Genomic DNA, 13,697 nt, shown 5'->3' with positions numbered 1-13,697 from the left:
GGTGCCTGCTTCATCTTCATTATAAAAACGACTAACAGACACCCCAATAAACCTATATAGCTATAGTTTGTTTATAGTAAATAGACACACAGAACAATTGCTACTTCAAAAGCTAGAAGAAGAACCTCAATATATCGTTAAAGTTCGCCCATATCAACAGTCCGAAGAGCAGGATCATTCCAGTCATCTGAGCATACTCCATAAACTTATCACTTGGTTTACGGCGTGCTATGATCTCATAGAAAAGGAAGAGTACATGTCCTCCGTCCAATGCAGGGATCGGAAGGATATTCATAAATGCAAGGATAATAGATAAGAAAGCCGTCATATACCAGAACTGGTGCCAATCCCATGTAGCAGGGAAAATGCTACCGATCGTTCCGAAACCTCCCAACTGTTTCGCTCCTTCTTTTGAGAAGAGGTACTTCATGTTTCCTACATAACCTTTCAGTGTTTTTACCCCCAAAGCAACCCCCGCAGGGAAAGACTCAAAGAAACCATATTCTTTCTTCACCATTGGCAGCAGACGTTCAGTCTCGATACAAGCATTTACGCCCATGAGGTAAGCCGTATCCACTTTCATCGTCAGATTATCTGTCACACCGCCACGTACATAAGTCAATGTGATCACGCGAGGATCAATGCTGTCTTTACGAAGGGCAGCTTCATTCTTTTTACGATCTGCCATTGCTTCTTTAAAGTCCGAATAAGAAATCGGTTTTCCATCCAGAGCAATAATACTATCTCCCGGTTGAACACCGGCGAGTGCGGCCGGAGAATTTACTCTTACACTATCTACTACATACGGAAAACGATAAGAAGCGAAACGGATACTATCCGTCATCAAACGTTGCATCATATCTTCGGGAATGTATACAGAAGCCTGCTTGCCGCCACGAAGCACACTAACTTCACGGGCATCGGCAATCTGGCTCAACATGTCGCCATCATAACGTACAAAAGGAACACCGTCGGCAGACAATAGGATGTCTCCGTCTTTAAAGCCTACAGATTTAGCTGTTTCATTGAAATCCATACCAAGGGGAACATCCTGTACCTTAATATATTGGTCACCCCACGCAAACAGGATCATTGAATAGATAAACAGTGCCAATAAGAAATTGAACAGCACACCGCCTACCATGATCAACAAACGTTGCCAAGCCGGTTTAGCACGAAATTCCCATGGCTTTTCGGGTTGCTTCATCTGTTCGGTATCCATAGACTCATCTATCATACCGGCAATCTTTACATAACCACCCAAGGGCAGCCATCCTATTGCATATTCAGTCTCACTCTTCTTGGGTTTGAACTTGAAGAGGGTAAACCAAGGGTCAAAAAATAAGCAGAATTTTTCTACACGCACCTTAAACAAACGGGCAAAAAGGAAATGCCCACCTTCGTGAATGATGACGAGCAACGAAAGGCTCATAATCAATTGCAGGGCACGAATCAAAAATATTTCCATATAATCACAATTTAAAGCCTCTTTCATCCTATCTCCCTAAAAAGGAAGAACCTGAGGCTACTTTCAATTTATATTAATACTAATCTATTTCTCTAAAAATATATCTTTTATCAAGCTTTCCGCAATCCTCCGGGCCTCTGCATCAGTCGCTACATAATCATCATACGTTGGCGTAGATACAAAAGCTGTACGTTCCATTGTTTTCTCTATCACATCACTCATACCGAGGAAACTGATACCATCCCTTAAGAAGGAAGCAACGACTACTTCATTAGCAGCATTCACGATGCAAGGCATATTTCCTCCACGATACATCGCTTCATAGGCCAACGACAAGTTACGGAAACGTTTCGTATCGGGTTGTTCAAACGTCAGATTCGTACATTTAGTAAAGTCGAGCCTGTCGAAAGAAGATAGAATACGATCCGGATAAGAGAACGCATACTGAATAGGCAGACGCATGTCCGGCATACCAAGTTGTGCCTTCACCGCACCGTCTTCGAACTGTACCATCGAGTGAATAACGGATTGTGGATGTACCACCACTTCTATTTGGCTGGGCTGCACACCAAACAACCATTTGGCTTCGATAACCTCAAAACCTTTGTTCATCATAGATGCTGAGTCGATTGTGATCTTAGCTCCCATTTCCCAGTTTGGGTGTTTCAAAGCTTGTGCCTTCGTCACAGATTTCAGTTGTTCCAATGTGCAAGTACGGAAAGGCCCCCCCGAAGCTGTCAGTATTACTTTCTCAATCGGATTGCCTACCTCTCCTGCTAAACACTGAAAGACAGCGGAGTGTTCGGAATCAACCGGCAAAATAGGAGTATGATATTGCTGTGCCAACTGATTAATCAACTCTCCGGCTACAACCAATGTCTCTTTATTGGCCAATGCGATGGCTTTTCTTGCCCGGATCGCATTGATCGTTGGTTTGAGTCCTGCAAATCCTACCATAGCAGTCAGCACCATATCAACAGGTCCTGCCTCTACAATCTGGCAAATAGCATCCGTACCCGCATATACTTTGATGGGAAGATCACTCAATGCTTCTTTTAACTGAAGATATTTCTCTTCGTTGGCTATCACTACCACTTCCGGTTGAAACTTCCTTGCCTGATCAATCAATAGTTCCACCCGGTTATTAGCTGTCAGTGCATAGGCTTCGTACAAATCTGGATGTTCCTCAATTACCTGTAACGCCTGTGTACCGATCGAACCGGTAGAGCCTAAAATTACTATTTGTTTTTTCTTTTTATTGTTCTCTATATTCATTATGATCTAGTTCCTTCATTTTCTTTCCATCATCCTCTCCACTTAATACACGATATATTTCTCCGAATTAACGGGACGACCTTTATACCAGAGTTCAAAGTGTAAGTGAGGACCTGTGCTGAGTGTCCCGCTATTCCCTACCAAGGCAATAGCTTCTCCTCCTTTTACCCGTTCGCCTTCTTTCTTTAGCAGCGAACCGCAATGTTTGTAGACCGAAACAAAATCCTGATTATGCTGTACAGCTATCAGGTAACCTGTTTCAGCTGTATAAGTGCTCAAAATAACCGTTCCGTCCATTGTTGCCAACACACTTTCATTAGGGTTAGCCGCAATGTCTGTTCCGAAATGTTTCTTCTCCGCATCGAAATGGTCGGAAACCATACCACGTGCCGGACGATAGAAAATTAATCCGTTTACATCCGGTTGAGAAGCACTCGATGTCAAATTATATTTTTCATTTTCTTCATATTGGCGGCGGAATTCCTCTTCACGCTTAGTACGCTCCATCAAAGTATCATGCCGGGCTTCCGTCAGTGAATCCAACGTTTGTACACTGTCGATCTGTACCTTTCCGCTAAATATATCCTGAATATTCATGATATAAAGATTCTGCTTGTCCAATACCTGCCGGAGAGAATCCACCCGTAGTGCATTATTCACAATCTGACTACGAACTTCACTATTCATATAACCGGGAAGGTAATTACGCAAAGGAGTAAAAGCAATGATACCAGCAGCTATTAGAAAGAGCACTGCCAGTACACTCAGCAAAACAGAGAGGCCGTTAAGCTTGGATACATGAAGCCCTACTATCTCTTCAAGTGTGTTCTCATTGGTTATTGTGAGTTTGTACTTGAACTTGAAATTATTCCAGAAAGCTTTGCTTCGTCTTCTATTTGGCATTCCTCGGTTAATTACAAATTTCTAATTAGTTACTACAATCTATTTTAATCTTCTTCCAAATCATCTAAATCCAGCAATCCTTCAGGAAGCTCCACTGTAATAAGCTTCTTCTCCTGATCAATGCCTAAAATAAACTCTTCCTGCGCAGGAACCAGAAGTTCTTCTCCCTCCTGTTCGACAACAAAAAGAGTGTTCACTGTAGTGGTATCTACATCCACAACTTCCCCTAGTAGTCCATGGTGAACATCTTCCATTCGGAAACCGATAAAAAAGTTCCACGACAATTCTCCGGCTTCTGCCTCATCTACATGTTCCACCGGAAAATAAACATCAACATTGGTAAACATCCGGGCCCGTTCGGCAGTATCTACTCCTTCCAGCTTCACCAAAGCGGTAGAATCTGAGCGGAAACGGTATTCTTCGATAAAGAAAGGCACGAAGATTCCATCGAGCTGACATACCAAATAATCGCAACCTGCACGATCGAAAATATCATCTGTGAAAGTAAATTGCAATTCACCATGTATGCCATGCGGTTTATTAAATATACCGATCTTATATACTTCTTCTTTCTTTATCATATACGAGTTATTCTTGCTCCGATTGCATTCAGACGTCCTTCAATATTCTGATATCCGCGGTCTATCTGTTCGATGTTACTGATAGTGCTTGTTCCTTCCGCACTCATGGCGGCAATCAACAGGGCGATACCAGCACGAATATCCGGAGAAGTAAGACGGGCACCACGCAGGGTAAAACCATGATTATGCCCAATGACAACAGCCCGGTGCGGATCACACAAGATAATCTGTGCTCCCATATCTATTAGCTTGTCCACAAAGAACAAACGGCTTTCAAACATTTTCTGATGTATCAATACACTTCCTTTAGCTTGGGTAGCTACTACCAACAATACGCTCAGCAAGTCAGGTGTCAAACCCGGCCAAGGTGCATCGGCTATGGTCATGATTGAGCCATCTATAAAAGATTCTATCTGATATGTTTCCTGAGCCGGGATATAGATATCATCTCCCTTTTGCTCCAGTTTGATACCCAAACGACGAAAACTTTCCGGGATAATCCCCAGATTCTCATTGGAAACATTTTTAATGGTAATCTCACTTTTGGTCATGGCTGCCATACCGATGAAACTGCCCACTTCGATCATATCAGGCAATACGGTATGTTGCGTACCATGCAATTCTTCTACACCTTCGATCGTAAGTAGATTAGAAGCAATGCCGCTGATTTTTGCTCCCATTCGGTTGAGCATGTGGCAGAGTTGTTGCAAATAAGGTTCACAAGCTGCATTGTAGATAGTAGTCGTACCTTTAGCAAGCACAGCAGCCATCACAATATTGGCAGTTCCGGTAACGGAAGCTTCGTCCAACAGCATATAATTGCCTTGAAGTCGTTCTGCCGTTATTACGTAAATACCACGTTCTTCATCATAACGGAAATCTGCTCCCAAGTTCTGAATGCCAACAAAGTGAGTATCCAGACGTCTACGACCAATCTTATCTCCCCCCGGCTTTGAAATCAGTGCTTTGCCAAAACGCGCTACCATCGGACCGATCAGCATAACCGACCCGCGAAGGCTTGAGCACTTTTTCAGGAATTCATCACTCTCCAGATACGCCAAATCGACGTTCTCTGCTTTGAAGGTATAAGAATCAATGCTATTCTTTGCAACCGTTACTCCCATTTCCCGCACAAGCTGGATCAGGTTATTGACATCCAAAATGTCAGGTATATTGTTCACAGTTACTTCCTCTGCAGTCAGCAACGTGGCACAGATAATCTGCAAAACTTCGTTTTTAGCACCCTGAGGATAGATTTCCCCACTGAGCCGATGTCCTCCTTCGATTACAAATGAAGCCATATAATTCTGATTAATATCTTCTGCGTTGATTATTATTTCTGTTATTGTTATAATTTACTTTCGGACGATAGTTCTGACTCAGACGTTCTGCCATCAGACGAATAATATCATCTGTCAGTTGAAGCTTTCCATCCGAAAGTTCATTCAGGTCTTCTGCGATCTTACGTTCGTCCACCGTGTCTTTGTTCCAAGCCATGTAGTCTTTCTTCATATGGTTGCAAATCATTGCTACCAGGTTTCTTTTTTCATTTCCTTCCGGAAATTCACAGGCTTTCTTTATCAAGACTTCCAAGGTATGCCCATAATGACGGTAGTGCATACGAACGTGTGGGTAAGGTATCGGTTCCGGCTTAGTCACCAGATTGTCTTTCTTGATTATTTCGTAGGGATAATCGATATCCAACTCAAAACCGGACATAATAGCCAAATGGTCCCACAGTTTATGCTTGAAATCAGGAACATCACGCAGATGAGGAAACATATTCCCCATAATGTTGATAATTGTGTTGGCACAACGTTGACGTTCGGCACGATCCTGGATAGTCAGCGCATAATCCACCATATTTTGGATGCTACGTCCGTATTCGGGAAGCGGCATTCTCTTTTGTTGGGTATTGTATTGCATATCTTCAGTAGATAAGGAATTATTAATTATAGATAATGACATAAGAAAACAATTAAAGAAGTTTTTTGGGTAATGAGGCAACAAACTCTTTCAAATAGAAAGGTTCAAAATAAGCAACATCCTTATAATCTTCCAATGCTACTGCTTTCTCAGCCAATGGGTACATCGCTTTTGCCAGCGGATGAATATTTTCAATGAAATGTGCATGCGGATGAGTGATTTTCTCACGACATTTCTCTGCTCCGTTACCAAAGAAGTAAACCGGATGTTCGTTTAGAAATTTAAGATATGAACTCTCATCTACGATGTCGGCGGCAATCTCACGTTTCACATTCAAAGCACGATCATAGATAGCTGCGTATACTTCCATACGGCGAGCGTCGATCATTGGGCAAAGCAGTGCATCTTCCGGCAGATCATGCTGTAACAGTATAGGTACACAGAGAACCTCCAGAGTAGGAATGCCAATCAATGGAATGTTACGACCGTAGCAAATACCTTTTGCCATCGAAACCCCGATACGAAGTCCGGTATAAGAACCCGGTCCGCAACTGACTGCAACTGCATCCAATGGTATGGCATGGTTATCGATAAATGATAACGCTTCGTCTACAAACACTCCCAAAGACACGGCGTGTGAAGGGCCTTTCAAGTCTTCTTTCACAAAAATCGTCTGTCCGTCTTGACTGGCCGCTACCGAGCAAACAGAGGTAGAGGTTTCAATATTCAGTATACACGACATAAAAATCAGCTTATTAAATTGTGGCAAATTTACATGATTATTTCCAATTCTTAAAATAATCGTGTACTTTTGCACAAAACTTTAAGATTATGATACAGTCAATGACAGGATATGGCAAAGCTACCGCCGAACTTCCTGATAAAAAGATAAACGTAGAAATCAAGTCGCTCAATAGCAAAGCTATGGACCTTTTCACCCGCATAGCCCCTATTTATCGTGAAAAAGAGATTGAAATCCGCAATGAAATATCCAAAATACTGGAGCGTGGAAAGGTTGATTTCAGCCTGTGGATAGAGAAAAAGGAAGGTACGGAAGGAGCGACTCCTATCAATCAAACGTTGTTAGAAGGTTACTACAAACAAATCCAGAACATTTCTGAAAATCTTGGTATCCCTGTTCCGACAGACTGGTTTCAGACATTGCTCCGCCTACCGGATGTCATGACAAAAACAGAGATTCAGGAGCTGACGGAAGAGGAATGGGAAATGGTACATACGGCTGTATTGGAAGCGATCAATAATCTTGTAGAGTTCCGTAAGCAGGAAGGTGCTGCATTGGAAAAGAAATTCCGCGAGAAAATCACTAATATCACTCATTTGCTCGAAACAGTGACTCCTTACGAGAAAGAACGTGTAGAAAGAGTGAAAGAACGTATCACCGATGCACTTGAAAAAACCTTAAGTGTGGATTACGACAAGAACCGATTGGAACAAGAATTAATCTACTACATCGAAAAACTCGATGTCAATGAAGAGAAGCAACGCCTCAACAACCACTTGAAATACTTTATCAGCACCATGGAAAATGGTAACGGCCAGGGCAAGAAACTAGGATTCATCGCTCAGGAAATGGGACGTGAAATCAACACACTTGGTAGCAAATCCAACCATGCCGAAATGCAAAAGATCGTCGTGCAAATGAAAGATGAATTGGAGCAAATCAAAGAACAAGTATTGAACGTTATGTAAAAATAAAGAATGAAGAATTACTATGTAACGTTATAAATAGCACAGCAATTCTTCATTCTTAATTCTTTATTTTTATTATGAATGGTAAATTAATCATCTTTTCCGCCCCGTCAGGTTCAGGAAAATCTACTATCATCAATTATCTATTAACGCAGGATTTGAATCTTGCTTTCTCTATTTCTGCCACTAGCCGCGCTCCGCGCGGAACAGAGAAACATGGGGTTGAATATTTCTTTCTTACTCCTGAAGAGTTTCGTCATCGTATAGAGAATAATGAGTTTCTGGAATACGAAGAAGTATATACAGACCGCTATTATGGGACATTGAAGTCTCAGGTAGAAAAGCAATTGGAAGAAGGACAAAACGTTATTTTTGACGTGGATGTAGTGGGTGGATGCAATATCAAGAAATTCTATGGTGACCGGGCTCTGTCTGTTTTTATCCAGCCGCCTTCTGTTGAAGAGTTACGTTGCCGACTGGAAGGTAGAGGTACGGATAACCCGGAAGTAATTGAAAGTCGCATAGCTAAAGCTGAATTTGAGTTGGGTTTTGCTCCCAAATTCGATAAAGTCATTATCAATGACGATTTGGAAACAGCAAAAGCGGAAGCTCTGAAAGTAATCATAGAGTTTTTGGAGAAATAGATAAAAAATAAAGGAAAATGGCAAAGAAGTATCCTAGAAAGACAATTGTAAACATGACGATTCTATGTGCTGCCACAGGTATTGTAAGCCTGAGTTCTGGTATATTTTTCTTCTTTTATGAGAAGTGGATCTCTGCCGTTATCCTACTGTTAATAACTCTCAGACAAGCCATTGTTTTCCCTAAATGGATAAAGTTACTAAAATAAAAACCGGAATCTTCAGCGGGTCATTCAATCCGATTCATATCGGGCACTTGGCTATAGCTAATTACCTTTGCGAATATGAGGGACTGGATGAAATATGGTTTTTAGTAAGCCCACAAAACCCTCTAAAGGCACATTCAGAACTATGGAGTGACGAACTACGCCTTAAATTAGTAGAACTGGCTGTTGAAGATTATCCACGTTTTCATGCTTCTGATTTCGAATTTCATTTGCCTCGTCCATCATACAGTGTTCACACATTAGATAAGTTGCATGCCACTTATCCCGAACGGGAGTTCTATTTCATTATCGGTGCCGATAATTGGGCACGTTTCGATCGTTGGTATCAATCCGAACGGATCATCAAAGAAAATCAACTGCTCATTTATCCACGCCCAGGTTACCCTATAGAGAAAAGGGAACTTCCGAAAACTGTACGTCTCGTTCATTCACCTGTATTTGAGATCAGTTCCACCTTTATCCGCCAGGCACTTTCCGAGGGGAAAGATGTCCGTTACTTCGTTCATCCAAGAGTTTGGAATTACTTGGCTAAGCATACACAAGATGAATTACGGCAGTCATAAGATTGCTTACTCTACTGCGTTATCCATCACTCCTTTTTTCATCAATTGACTATTTCTTCTGTGTACTGTGAAGGGTTATCATTATTATCTCTGCAGGAGCACCCATACGGATAGGTAACTGTGAAGTTCCGATGCCATTTGTTACGATCAGTGGTATCTGAGCTGAGTTATAAGCCAATCCTGTAAGAAAACGCATACCATAATGAGAGTTCTGTATCGGAGCTTTACCGAATATGCGTACTTGTCCGCCATGGGTATGTCCCGCCAAAGCAAGATCCGTATTAGCTACCGACACATCTTCCACATAGTCCGGAGTATGCACCAGAAGAATAACAAAGTCTTTAGGTGAAAGTGCCAATGTTGGAGACACCCCATTCTTTGTCCTATTAAAGGGATCATGCACACCAGCAATCAGTATCTGCTGACCGCCTTTGCGTATAGTATCTACTTTATGCTCCAATACATGCATTCCATAATGTTCCATCGTACGGATGATCTCGTCATGACAACGCTCATAATCATTATTTCCCATCACACCGTATGTTCCCATCGGAGTTTTCACCTCCGAGAGTGCAGCGAACAAGGGTTCCACATGTTCGCATCCTTCCTGATAATCCCCTCCCATCAACAACACATCTGCTTTTTGCTTATTCAACAAACGGACCAGATTACGCAATGCAGTCTGCCTAAACAAACTTTTATAATGCAAGTCAGAAATAAAAGCGATACGAAATCCGTCAAATGCTTCAGGAATATCATTGTTTGTGAAATCATAATACATCACACGCTCTATACCGGAATAATCTGCACCCAAGCTTAATGCAGAATAGGATATTTTTATTCCAGGTACCGTTTCATCAGAAAGGATTTTTGCTTTGCGGTCCTTTTTAAATTCTTCACCCAGATCATTGATATCCGACTGTTTGGTAGGAGCATCGGTATCTTTCTTTAATGAGGTAACCGTATCTATAGTCAAAATGGAACCTGATGAACTCGCTATCATATTTTTCTTCGACTTACAAGAGACGAAGGCAAACACCACCACCAATAATATGAAAGGATAAAACTTCTTCTTCATAATCTTTTAGTATAATGAAAATACAAAGATAAATAAATTTCATGTACCTTTGTCCGTCAAATCATCTAATTATACAGAGATAAACAATAACAGGATGGAAAAAGTTAAACGGAACTCGCTACATGCTTGGATATTGGCAGCACGTCCCAAGACACTGACAGGAGCCATTACCCCTGTCATGGTAGGTACAGCACTTGCTGCAATGGACGGACATTTTCAATGGCTTCCTGCCCTCATATGTTGTTTGTTCGCAAGCTTCATGCAGATTGCGGCCAATTTCATCAATGACCTTTTCGATTATCTCAAAGGCACTGACCGAGAAGACCGGCTTGGTCCGGAACGTGCCTGTGCACAAGGGTGGATTTCAGCAGGAGCCATGCGGACAGGAATCATTATCACCGTAGTGCTTGCCTGTCTTATCGGCAGCGTACTGCTATTCTATGCCGGATGGGAATTGATACTCGTAGGATTGCTCTGTGTACTTTTTGCTTTTCTCTACACTACCGGTCCTTATCCCTTATCTTATAATGGCTGGGGAGATGTTCCAGTCATCGTCTTTTTCGGTTTCGTACCTGTAGGCGGAACTTATTACGTACAAACATTAACGTGGACACCGGATGTCACCATTGCTTCTCTGATTTGCGGATTACTGATCGACACATTACTGGTAGTGAACAATTATCGCGACCGCGAAGCGGACGCACGAAGCGGGAAACGAACTGTCATTGTTCGCTTTGGAGAGCATTTTGGACAATACCTTTACTTTATATTAGGATTGTCTGCCTCCCTTCTCTGCTTTTGGTTTCTTATCGAGGGGCATATGTTTGCTGCCCTTCTACCACAGCTCTATCTAATTCCTCATATCATCACCTGGAAACGAATGAAACAAATTCATAGTGGTAAAAAATTAAACAGCATATTAGGAGAAACTTCTCGTAATATGCTGTTACTCGGTATTCTTTTATCAATAGGAATGCTGATAAACTAAATCAAATACACCATTTATCCAACTCTAGTACTTCTTTCATAGCAATCTTGTACTTCATTCACCGTAGTCTTGTACTTCATTCAGACTACTCTTGTACATCAGTCTGTCCATTCAAGTACATCTTTCGGGAGGTTCTTGTACTTCTATTAAGCGATGCTTGAAGTACAAGATCACATTATTTAATTTGATTCAGCCTAAATTTGTTAGGGTTAGGCTGAATATTCCAAGTAATCTCCGGAATTATTTCCCGTACATTTTTTCGTAGTATCCCTGATAATCGCCACTGGTCACTTCATCGACCCAAGCCTGATTATTCAGATACCATTCGATAGTCTTTACAATACCAACCTCAAATTTCGTTTCCGGATACCAGCCCAAAGCATTCGTGATTTTAGTTGGATCAATAGCGTAACGTTGGTCGTGTCCCAAACGATCCTTAACAAAGGTAATCAAATCTTCGTTTATCCAATCGATTGCAATTTCTCCCTTTTCGTCTTTTACTTTTTTCTTCAAGACCTGGCGATATTCGGAATGTTCTTCCATCAATCGGCGGATCGTTGCAATGGTCAGCTTCACGATTTCAAGATTTGTTTTTTCGTTATGTCCGCCCACGTTGTATGCTTCACCTTCTTTACCTTCACGTACCACGAGGTCAATTGCCTTACAATGATCCTCTACGTAAAGCCAGTCACGCACATTGCTGCCATCACCGTAAACAGGCAAATGTTTACCTTCAAGAATATTCTTGATAATTAGTGGAATCAGTTTCTCCGGGAAGTGATAAGGACCGTAGTTATTAGAACAACGGGTAATTGTTACCGGCATTTTATAAGTATCGTGATAAGCCATCACTACCATATCGGCACTTGTTTTGGATGCACTGTAAGGGCTGTGAGGACAAAGCGGAGTTGTTTCAGTAAAGTAACCTTCTGCTCCGAGAGAACCATATACTTCGTCGGTAGATACCTGATGATAACGTACGCCTTTTCTCCAGGTAGGATATCCTTGTTCATCCTTACCCATCACCCATGCACGACGAGCGCAATCCAACAGATTTTGAGTACCGAGAATATTAGTTATCAAGAACAATTGAGGATTTTCAATGCTACGGTCTACATGACTTTCAGCAGCGAAATTCACTACATAATCAAAACGGTATTCAGCAAAAAGACGATCTACCACTTCGCGATTACAGATATCGCCTTTTATAAAAAAACAACGTTCGTTATCAATATCTTTTGCAATAGTACCCAGATTACCTGCATATGTCAAAGCATCCAGGACAATCACTTTTATGTCACTGTGTTTAGCTAGAATATACTTTATATAATTGGCGCCAATAAATCCAGCAGCACCGGTCACTAAATAAGTTTTCATATATAATTCTTTATGTTGATTTTAGGATTGTTTTGCCAGTTCTATAAGGTACTTACCGTATTCCGTCTTTTCAAGTTGTTGTCCTAACACAAGTAGTTGCTCTGATGAAATCCATCCCTGACGCCAAGCTATTTCTTCGATACAGCTGACATAGAAACCCTGACGATTCTGAATGGTTGCCACAAAATTGGAAGCTTCCAATAAGCTGTCACAGTTTCCTGTATCAAGCCATGCAAATCCACGTCCAAATAGTTCTACCTTCAATGTGCCCTCTTCCAGATAGAGACGGTTCAGATCCGTTATCTCATATTCTCCACGCGCCGAAGGTCGGAGTGCAGCAGCTTTTGCGGTTACAGTAGCGTCGTAGAAGTAAAGTCCGGGAACAGCATAGTTACTTTTCGGGTGTAGCGGTTTCTCTTCCAGAGACATCACTTTTCCCTGTTCGTCAAATTCCACCACACCATAAGCGCGAGGATCTTTCACATAATAGCCGAAAATACAAGCACCTTTTGTTATGCTGGCAGCACGACGAAGCATAGCAGAGAATCCCTGACCGTAAAACATATTATCGCCCAAGATAAGGCAACCCGGTTCTCCATTCAGAAAATCGGCACCAAGTACAAAAGCCTGCGCCAAGCCGTTAGGTTTCTCCTGAATTTTATAAGAAAACGACATTCCTAGTTCTTCACCTGTCCCCAACAAGTCGCGGAACATAGGAAGATCACGCGGGGTAGAGATAATCAATACTTCACGTATTCCAGCCAACATCAGTGTAGATAGCGGATAATAAATCATCGGCTTGTCATACACAGGCATTATTTGCTTGGAAATCGCTTTAGAAAGCGGATAGAGACGCGTAGCACTCCCTCCTGCCAGAATAATTCCTTTCATCTTCGTCTGAGTTATTCGTTAGTGCGTGCAAAGGTCGGAAAGAAATCTGACGTGGCAAAATTTTAAAAT

14 protein-coding genes are annotated in these 13,697 nt (G+C 41.8%); 4 read left to right on the top strand and 10 right to left on the bottom strand.

Annotated elements, in window-relative coordinates; all coding sequences use genetic code 11:
* Positions 1 to 112 precede the first annotated feature (112 nt).
* From rseP to tsaB, 7 genes are all read right to left on the bottom strand, one after another.
* A complete protein-coding gene (rseP, locus tag CZ225_RS05815; RefSeq protein ID WP_077155718.1) occupies positions 113 to 1,468 on the bottom strand; it encodes an RIP metalloprotease RseP in 1,356 nt (451 codons plus the stop codon).
* 84 nt (positions 1,469 to 1,552) lie between these two features.
* Positions 1,553 to 2,743 (bottom strand): 1-deoxy-D-xylulose-5-phosphate reductoisomerase, encoded by a 1,191-nt coding sequence (locus CZ225_RS05810; RefSeq protein ID WP_077153328.1) that lies wholly within the window; start codon positions 2,741 to 2,743, stop codon positions 1,553 to 1,555.
* A 42-nt stretch (positions 2,744 to 2,785) separates the two neighbouring features.
* Entirely contained in the window at positions 2,786 to 3,646 is an 861-nt protein-coding gene (locus tag CZ225_RS05805; protein WP_077153327.1) for a M23 family metallopeptidase, read from the bottom strand.
* Between the two features lie 44 nt (positions 3,647 to 3,690).
* Positions 3,691 to 4,227 (bottom strand): ribosome maturation factor RimM, encoded by a 537-nt coding sequence (gene rimM, locus CZ225_RS05800; protein ID WP_077153326.1) that lies wholly within the window; start codon positions 4,225 to 4,227, stop codon positions 3,691 to 3,693.
* Positions 4,224 to 5,528: a UDP-N-acetylglucosamine 1-carboxyvinyltransferase gene (murA, locus tag CZ225_RS05795; protein WP_077153325.1), complete on the bottom strand. Its 1,305-nt coding sequence runs from the start codon at positions 5,526 to 5,528 to the stop codon at positions 4,224 to 4,226. Before murA ends, rimM begins: the two co-directional genes overlap by 4 nt.
* A gap of 10 nt (positions 5,529 to 5,538) precedes the next feature.
* Positions 5,539 to 6,153, bottom strand: a complete 615-nt coding sequence (locus tag CZ225_RS05790; protein WP_077153324.1) for a DUF4290 domain-containing protein — start codon at positions 6,151 to 6,153, stop codon at positions 5,539 to 5,541.
* A 52-nt stretch (positions 6,154 to 6,205) separates the two neighbouring features.
* Positions 6,206 to 6,895 carry a tRNA (adenosine(37)-N6)-threonylcarbamoyltransferase complex dimerization subunit type 1 TsaB gene (gene tsaB / locus CZ225_RS05785; RefSeq protein ID WP_077153323.1) on the bottom strand — a complete coding sequence of 230 codons (690 nt, stop codon included), beginning with the start codon at positions 6,893 to 6,895 and terminating at the stop codon, positions 6,206 to 6,208.
* An 89-nt stretch (positions 6,896 to 6,984) separates the two neighbouring features.
* Between tsaB and CZ225_RS05780 the strand changes: the two genes are divergently transcribed.
* The 3 genes from CZ225_RS05780 to nadD all read left to right on the top strand — a co-directional run bounded on the left by CZ225_RS05780 (position 6,985) and on the right by nadD (position 9,294).
* Positions 6,985 to 7,863 (top strand): YicC/YloC family endoribonuclease, encoded by an 879-nt coding sequence (locus CZ225_RS05780; protein WP_077153322.1) that lies wholly within the window; start codon positions 6,985 to 6,987, stop codon positions 7,861 to 7,863.
* A gap of 77 nt (positions 7,864 to 7,940) precedes the next feature.
* Positions 7,941 to 8,507 carry a guanylate kinase gene (gene gmk, locus CZ225_RS05775; protein WP_077153321.1) on the top strand — a complete coding sequence of 189 codons (567 nt, stop codon included), beginning with the start codon at positions 7,941 to 7,943 and terminating at the stop codon, positions 8,505 to 8,507.
* A 184-nt stretch (positions 8,508 to 8,691) separates the two neighbouring features.
* Positions 8,692 to 9,294, top strand: a complete 603-nt coding sequence (gene nadD / locus CZ225_RS05765; protein WP_077153319.1) for a nicotinate (nicotinamide) nucleotide adenylyltransferase — start codon at positions 8,692 to 8,694, stop codon at positions 9,292 to 9,294.
* A gap of 49 nt (positions 9,295 to 9,343) precedes the next feature.
* Here nadD and CZ225_RS05760 read toward each other — a convergent pair whose 3' ends face one another.
* Positions 9,344 to 10,372, bottom strand: coding sequence for a metallophosphoesterase (locus CZ225_RS05760; protein WP_077153318.1), 1,029 nt, complete (start codon positions 10,370 to 10,372; stop codon positions 9,344 to 9,346).
* Between the two features lie 94 nt (positions 10,373 to 10,466).
* Here CZ225_RS05760 and CZ225_RS05755 point away from each other — a divergent pair, with 94 nt between their 5' ends.
* Positions 10,467 to 11,360 (top strand): 1,4-dihydroxy-2-naphthoate polyprenyltransferase, encoded by an 894-nt coding sequence (locus CZ225_RS05755; protein WP_077153317.1) that lies wholly within the window; start codon positions 10,467 to 10,469, stop codon positions 11,358 to 11,360.
* A gap of 240 nt (positions 11,361 to 11,600) precedes the next feature.
* Here CZ225_RS05755 and rfbB read toward each other — a convergent pair whose 3' ends face one another.
* Together rfbB and rfbA are read right to left on the bottom strand one after the other, a co-directional pair.
* On the bottom strand, positions 11,601 to 12,737 hold the full coding sequence (rfbB, locus tag CZ225_RS05750) for a dTDP-glucose 4,6-dehydratase (protein ID WP_077153316.1): 1,137 nt from the start codon (positions 12,735 to 12,737) through the stop codon (positions 11,601 to 11,603).
* Positions 12,738 to 12,758: 21 nt separating this feature from the next.
* Positions 12,759 to 13,628 (bottom strand): glucose-1-phosphate thymidylyltransferase RfbA, encoded by an 870-nt coding sequence (gene rfbA, locus CZ225_RS05745; protein WP_077153315.1) that lies wholly within the window; start codon positions 13,626 to 13,628, stop codon positions 12,759 to 12,761.
* Positions 13,629 to 13,697: the final 69 nt, after the last annotated feature.

Origin of the sequence: Bacteroides bouchesdurhonensis, assembly GCF_900155865.1 — a bacterium.
GTDB lineage: Bacteria > Bacteroidota > Bacteroidia > Bacteroidales > Bacteroidaceae > Bacteroides > Bacteroides bouchesdurhonensis.
Note: the sequence above shows the minus strand (reverse complement) of the source record. Positions and strands in the feature narration are given on the sequence as shown.

Excerpts from the sequence above, each read along its gene's own strand:
- rimM (WP_077153326.1), bottom strand. The coding sequence starts at position 4,227 with ATGATAAAGAAAGAAGAAGTATATAAGATCGGTATATTTAATAAACCG.
- rfbA (WP_077153315.1), bottom strand. The coding sequence starts at position 13,628 with ATGAAAGGAATTATTCTGGCAGGAGGGAGTGCTACGCGTCTCTATCCG.
- gmk (WP_077153321.1), top strand. The coding sequence starts at position 7,941 with ATGAATGGTAAATTAATCATCTTTTCCGCCCCGTCAGGTTCAGGAAAA.
- CZ225_RS05755 (WP_077153317.1), top strand. The coding sequence starts at position 10,467 with ATGGAAAAAGTTAAACGGAACTCGCTACATGCTTGGATATTGGCAGCA.
- nadD (WP_077153319.1), top strand. The coding sequence starts at position 8,692 with ATGGATAAAGTTACTAAAATAAAAACCGGAATCTTCAGCGGGTCATTC.
- CZ225_RS05805 (WP_077153327.1), bottom strand. The coding sequence starts at position 3,646 with ATGCCAAATAGAAGACGAAGCAAAGCTTTCTGGAATAATTTCAAGTTC.
- CZ225_RS05760 (WP_077153318.1), bottom strand. The coding sequence starts at position 10,372 with ATGAAGAAGAAGTTTTATCCTTTCATATTATTGGTGGTGGTGTTTGCC.
- rseP (WP_077155718.1), bottom strand. The coding sequence starts at position 1,468 with ATGGAAATATTTTTGATTCGTGCCCTGCAATTGATTATGAGCCTTTCG.
- CZ225_RS05780 (WP_077153322.1), top strand. The coding sequence starts at position 6,985 with ATGATACAGTCAATGACAGGATATGGCAAAGCTACCGCCGAACTTCCT.
- murA (WP_077153325.1), bottom strand. The coding sequence starts at position 5,528 with ATGGCTTCATTTGTAATCGAAGGAGGACATCGGCTCAGTGGGGAAATC.
- tsaB (WP_077153323.1), bottom strand. The coding sequence starts at position 6,895 with ATGTCGTGTATACTGAATATTGAAACCTCTACCTCTGTTTGCTCGGTA.
- CZ225_RS05790 (WP_077153324.1), bottom strand. The coding sequence starts at position 6,153 with ATGCAATACAATACCCAACAAAAGAGAATGCCGCTTCCCGAATACGGA.
- CZ225_RS05810 (WP_077153328.1), bottom strand. The coding sequence starts at position 2,743 with ATGAATATAGAGAACAATAAAAAGAAAAAACAAATAGTAATTTTAGGC.
- rfbB (WP_077153316.1), bottom strand. The coding sequence starts at position 12,737 with ATGAAAACTTATTTAGTGACCGGTGCTGCTGGATTTATTGGCGCCAAT.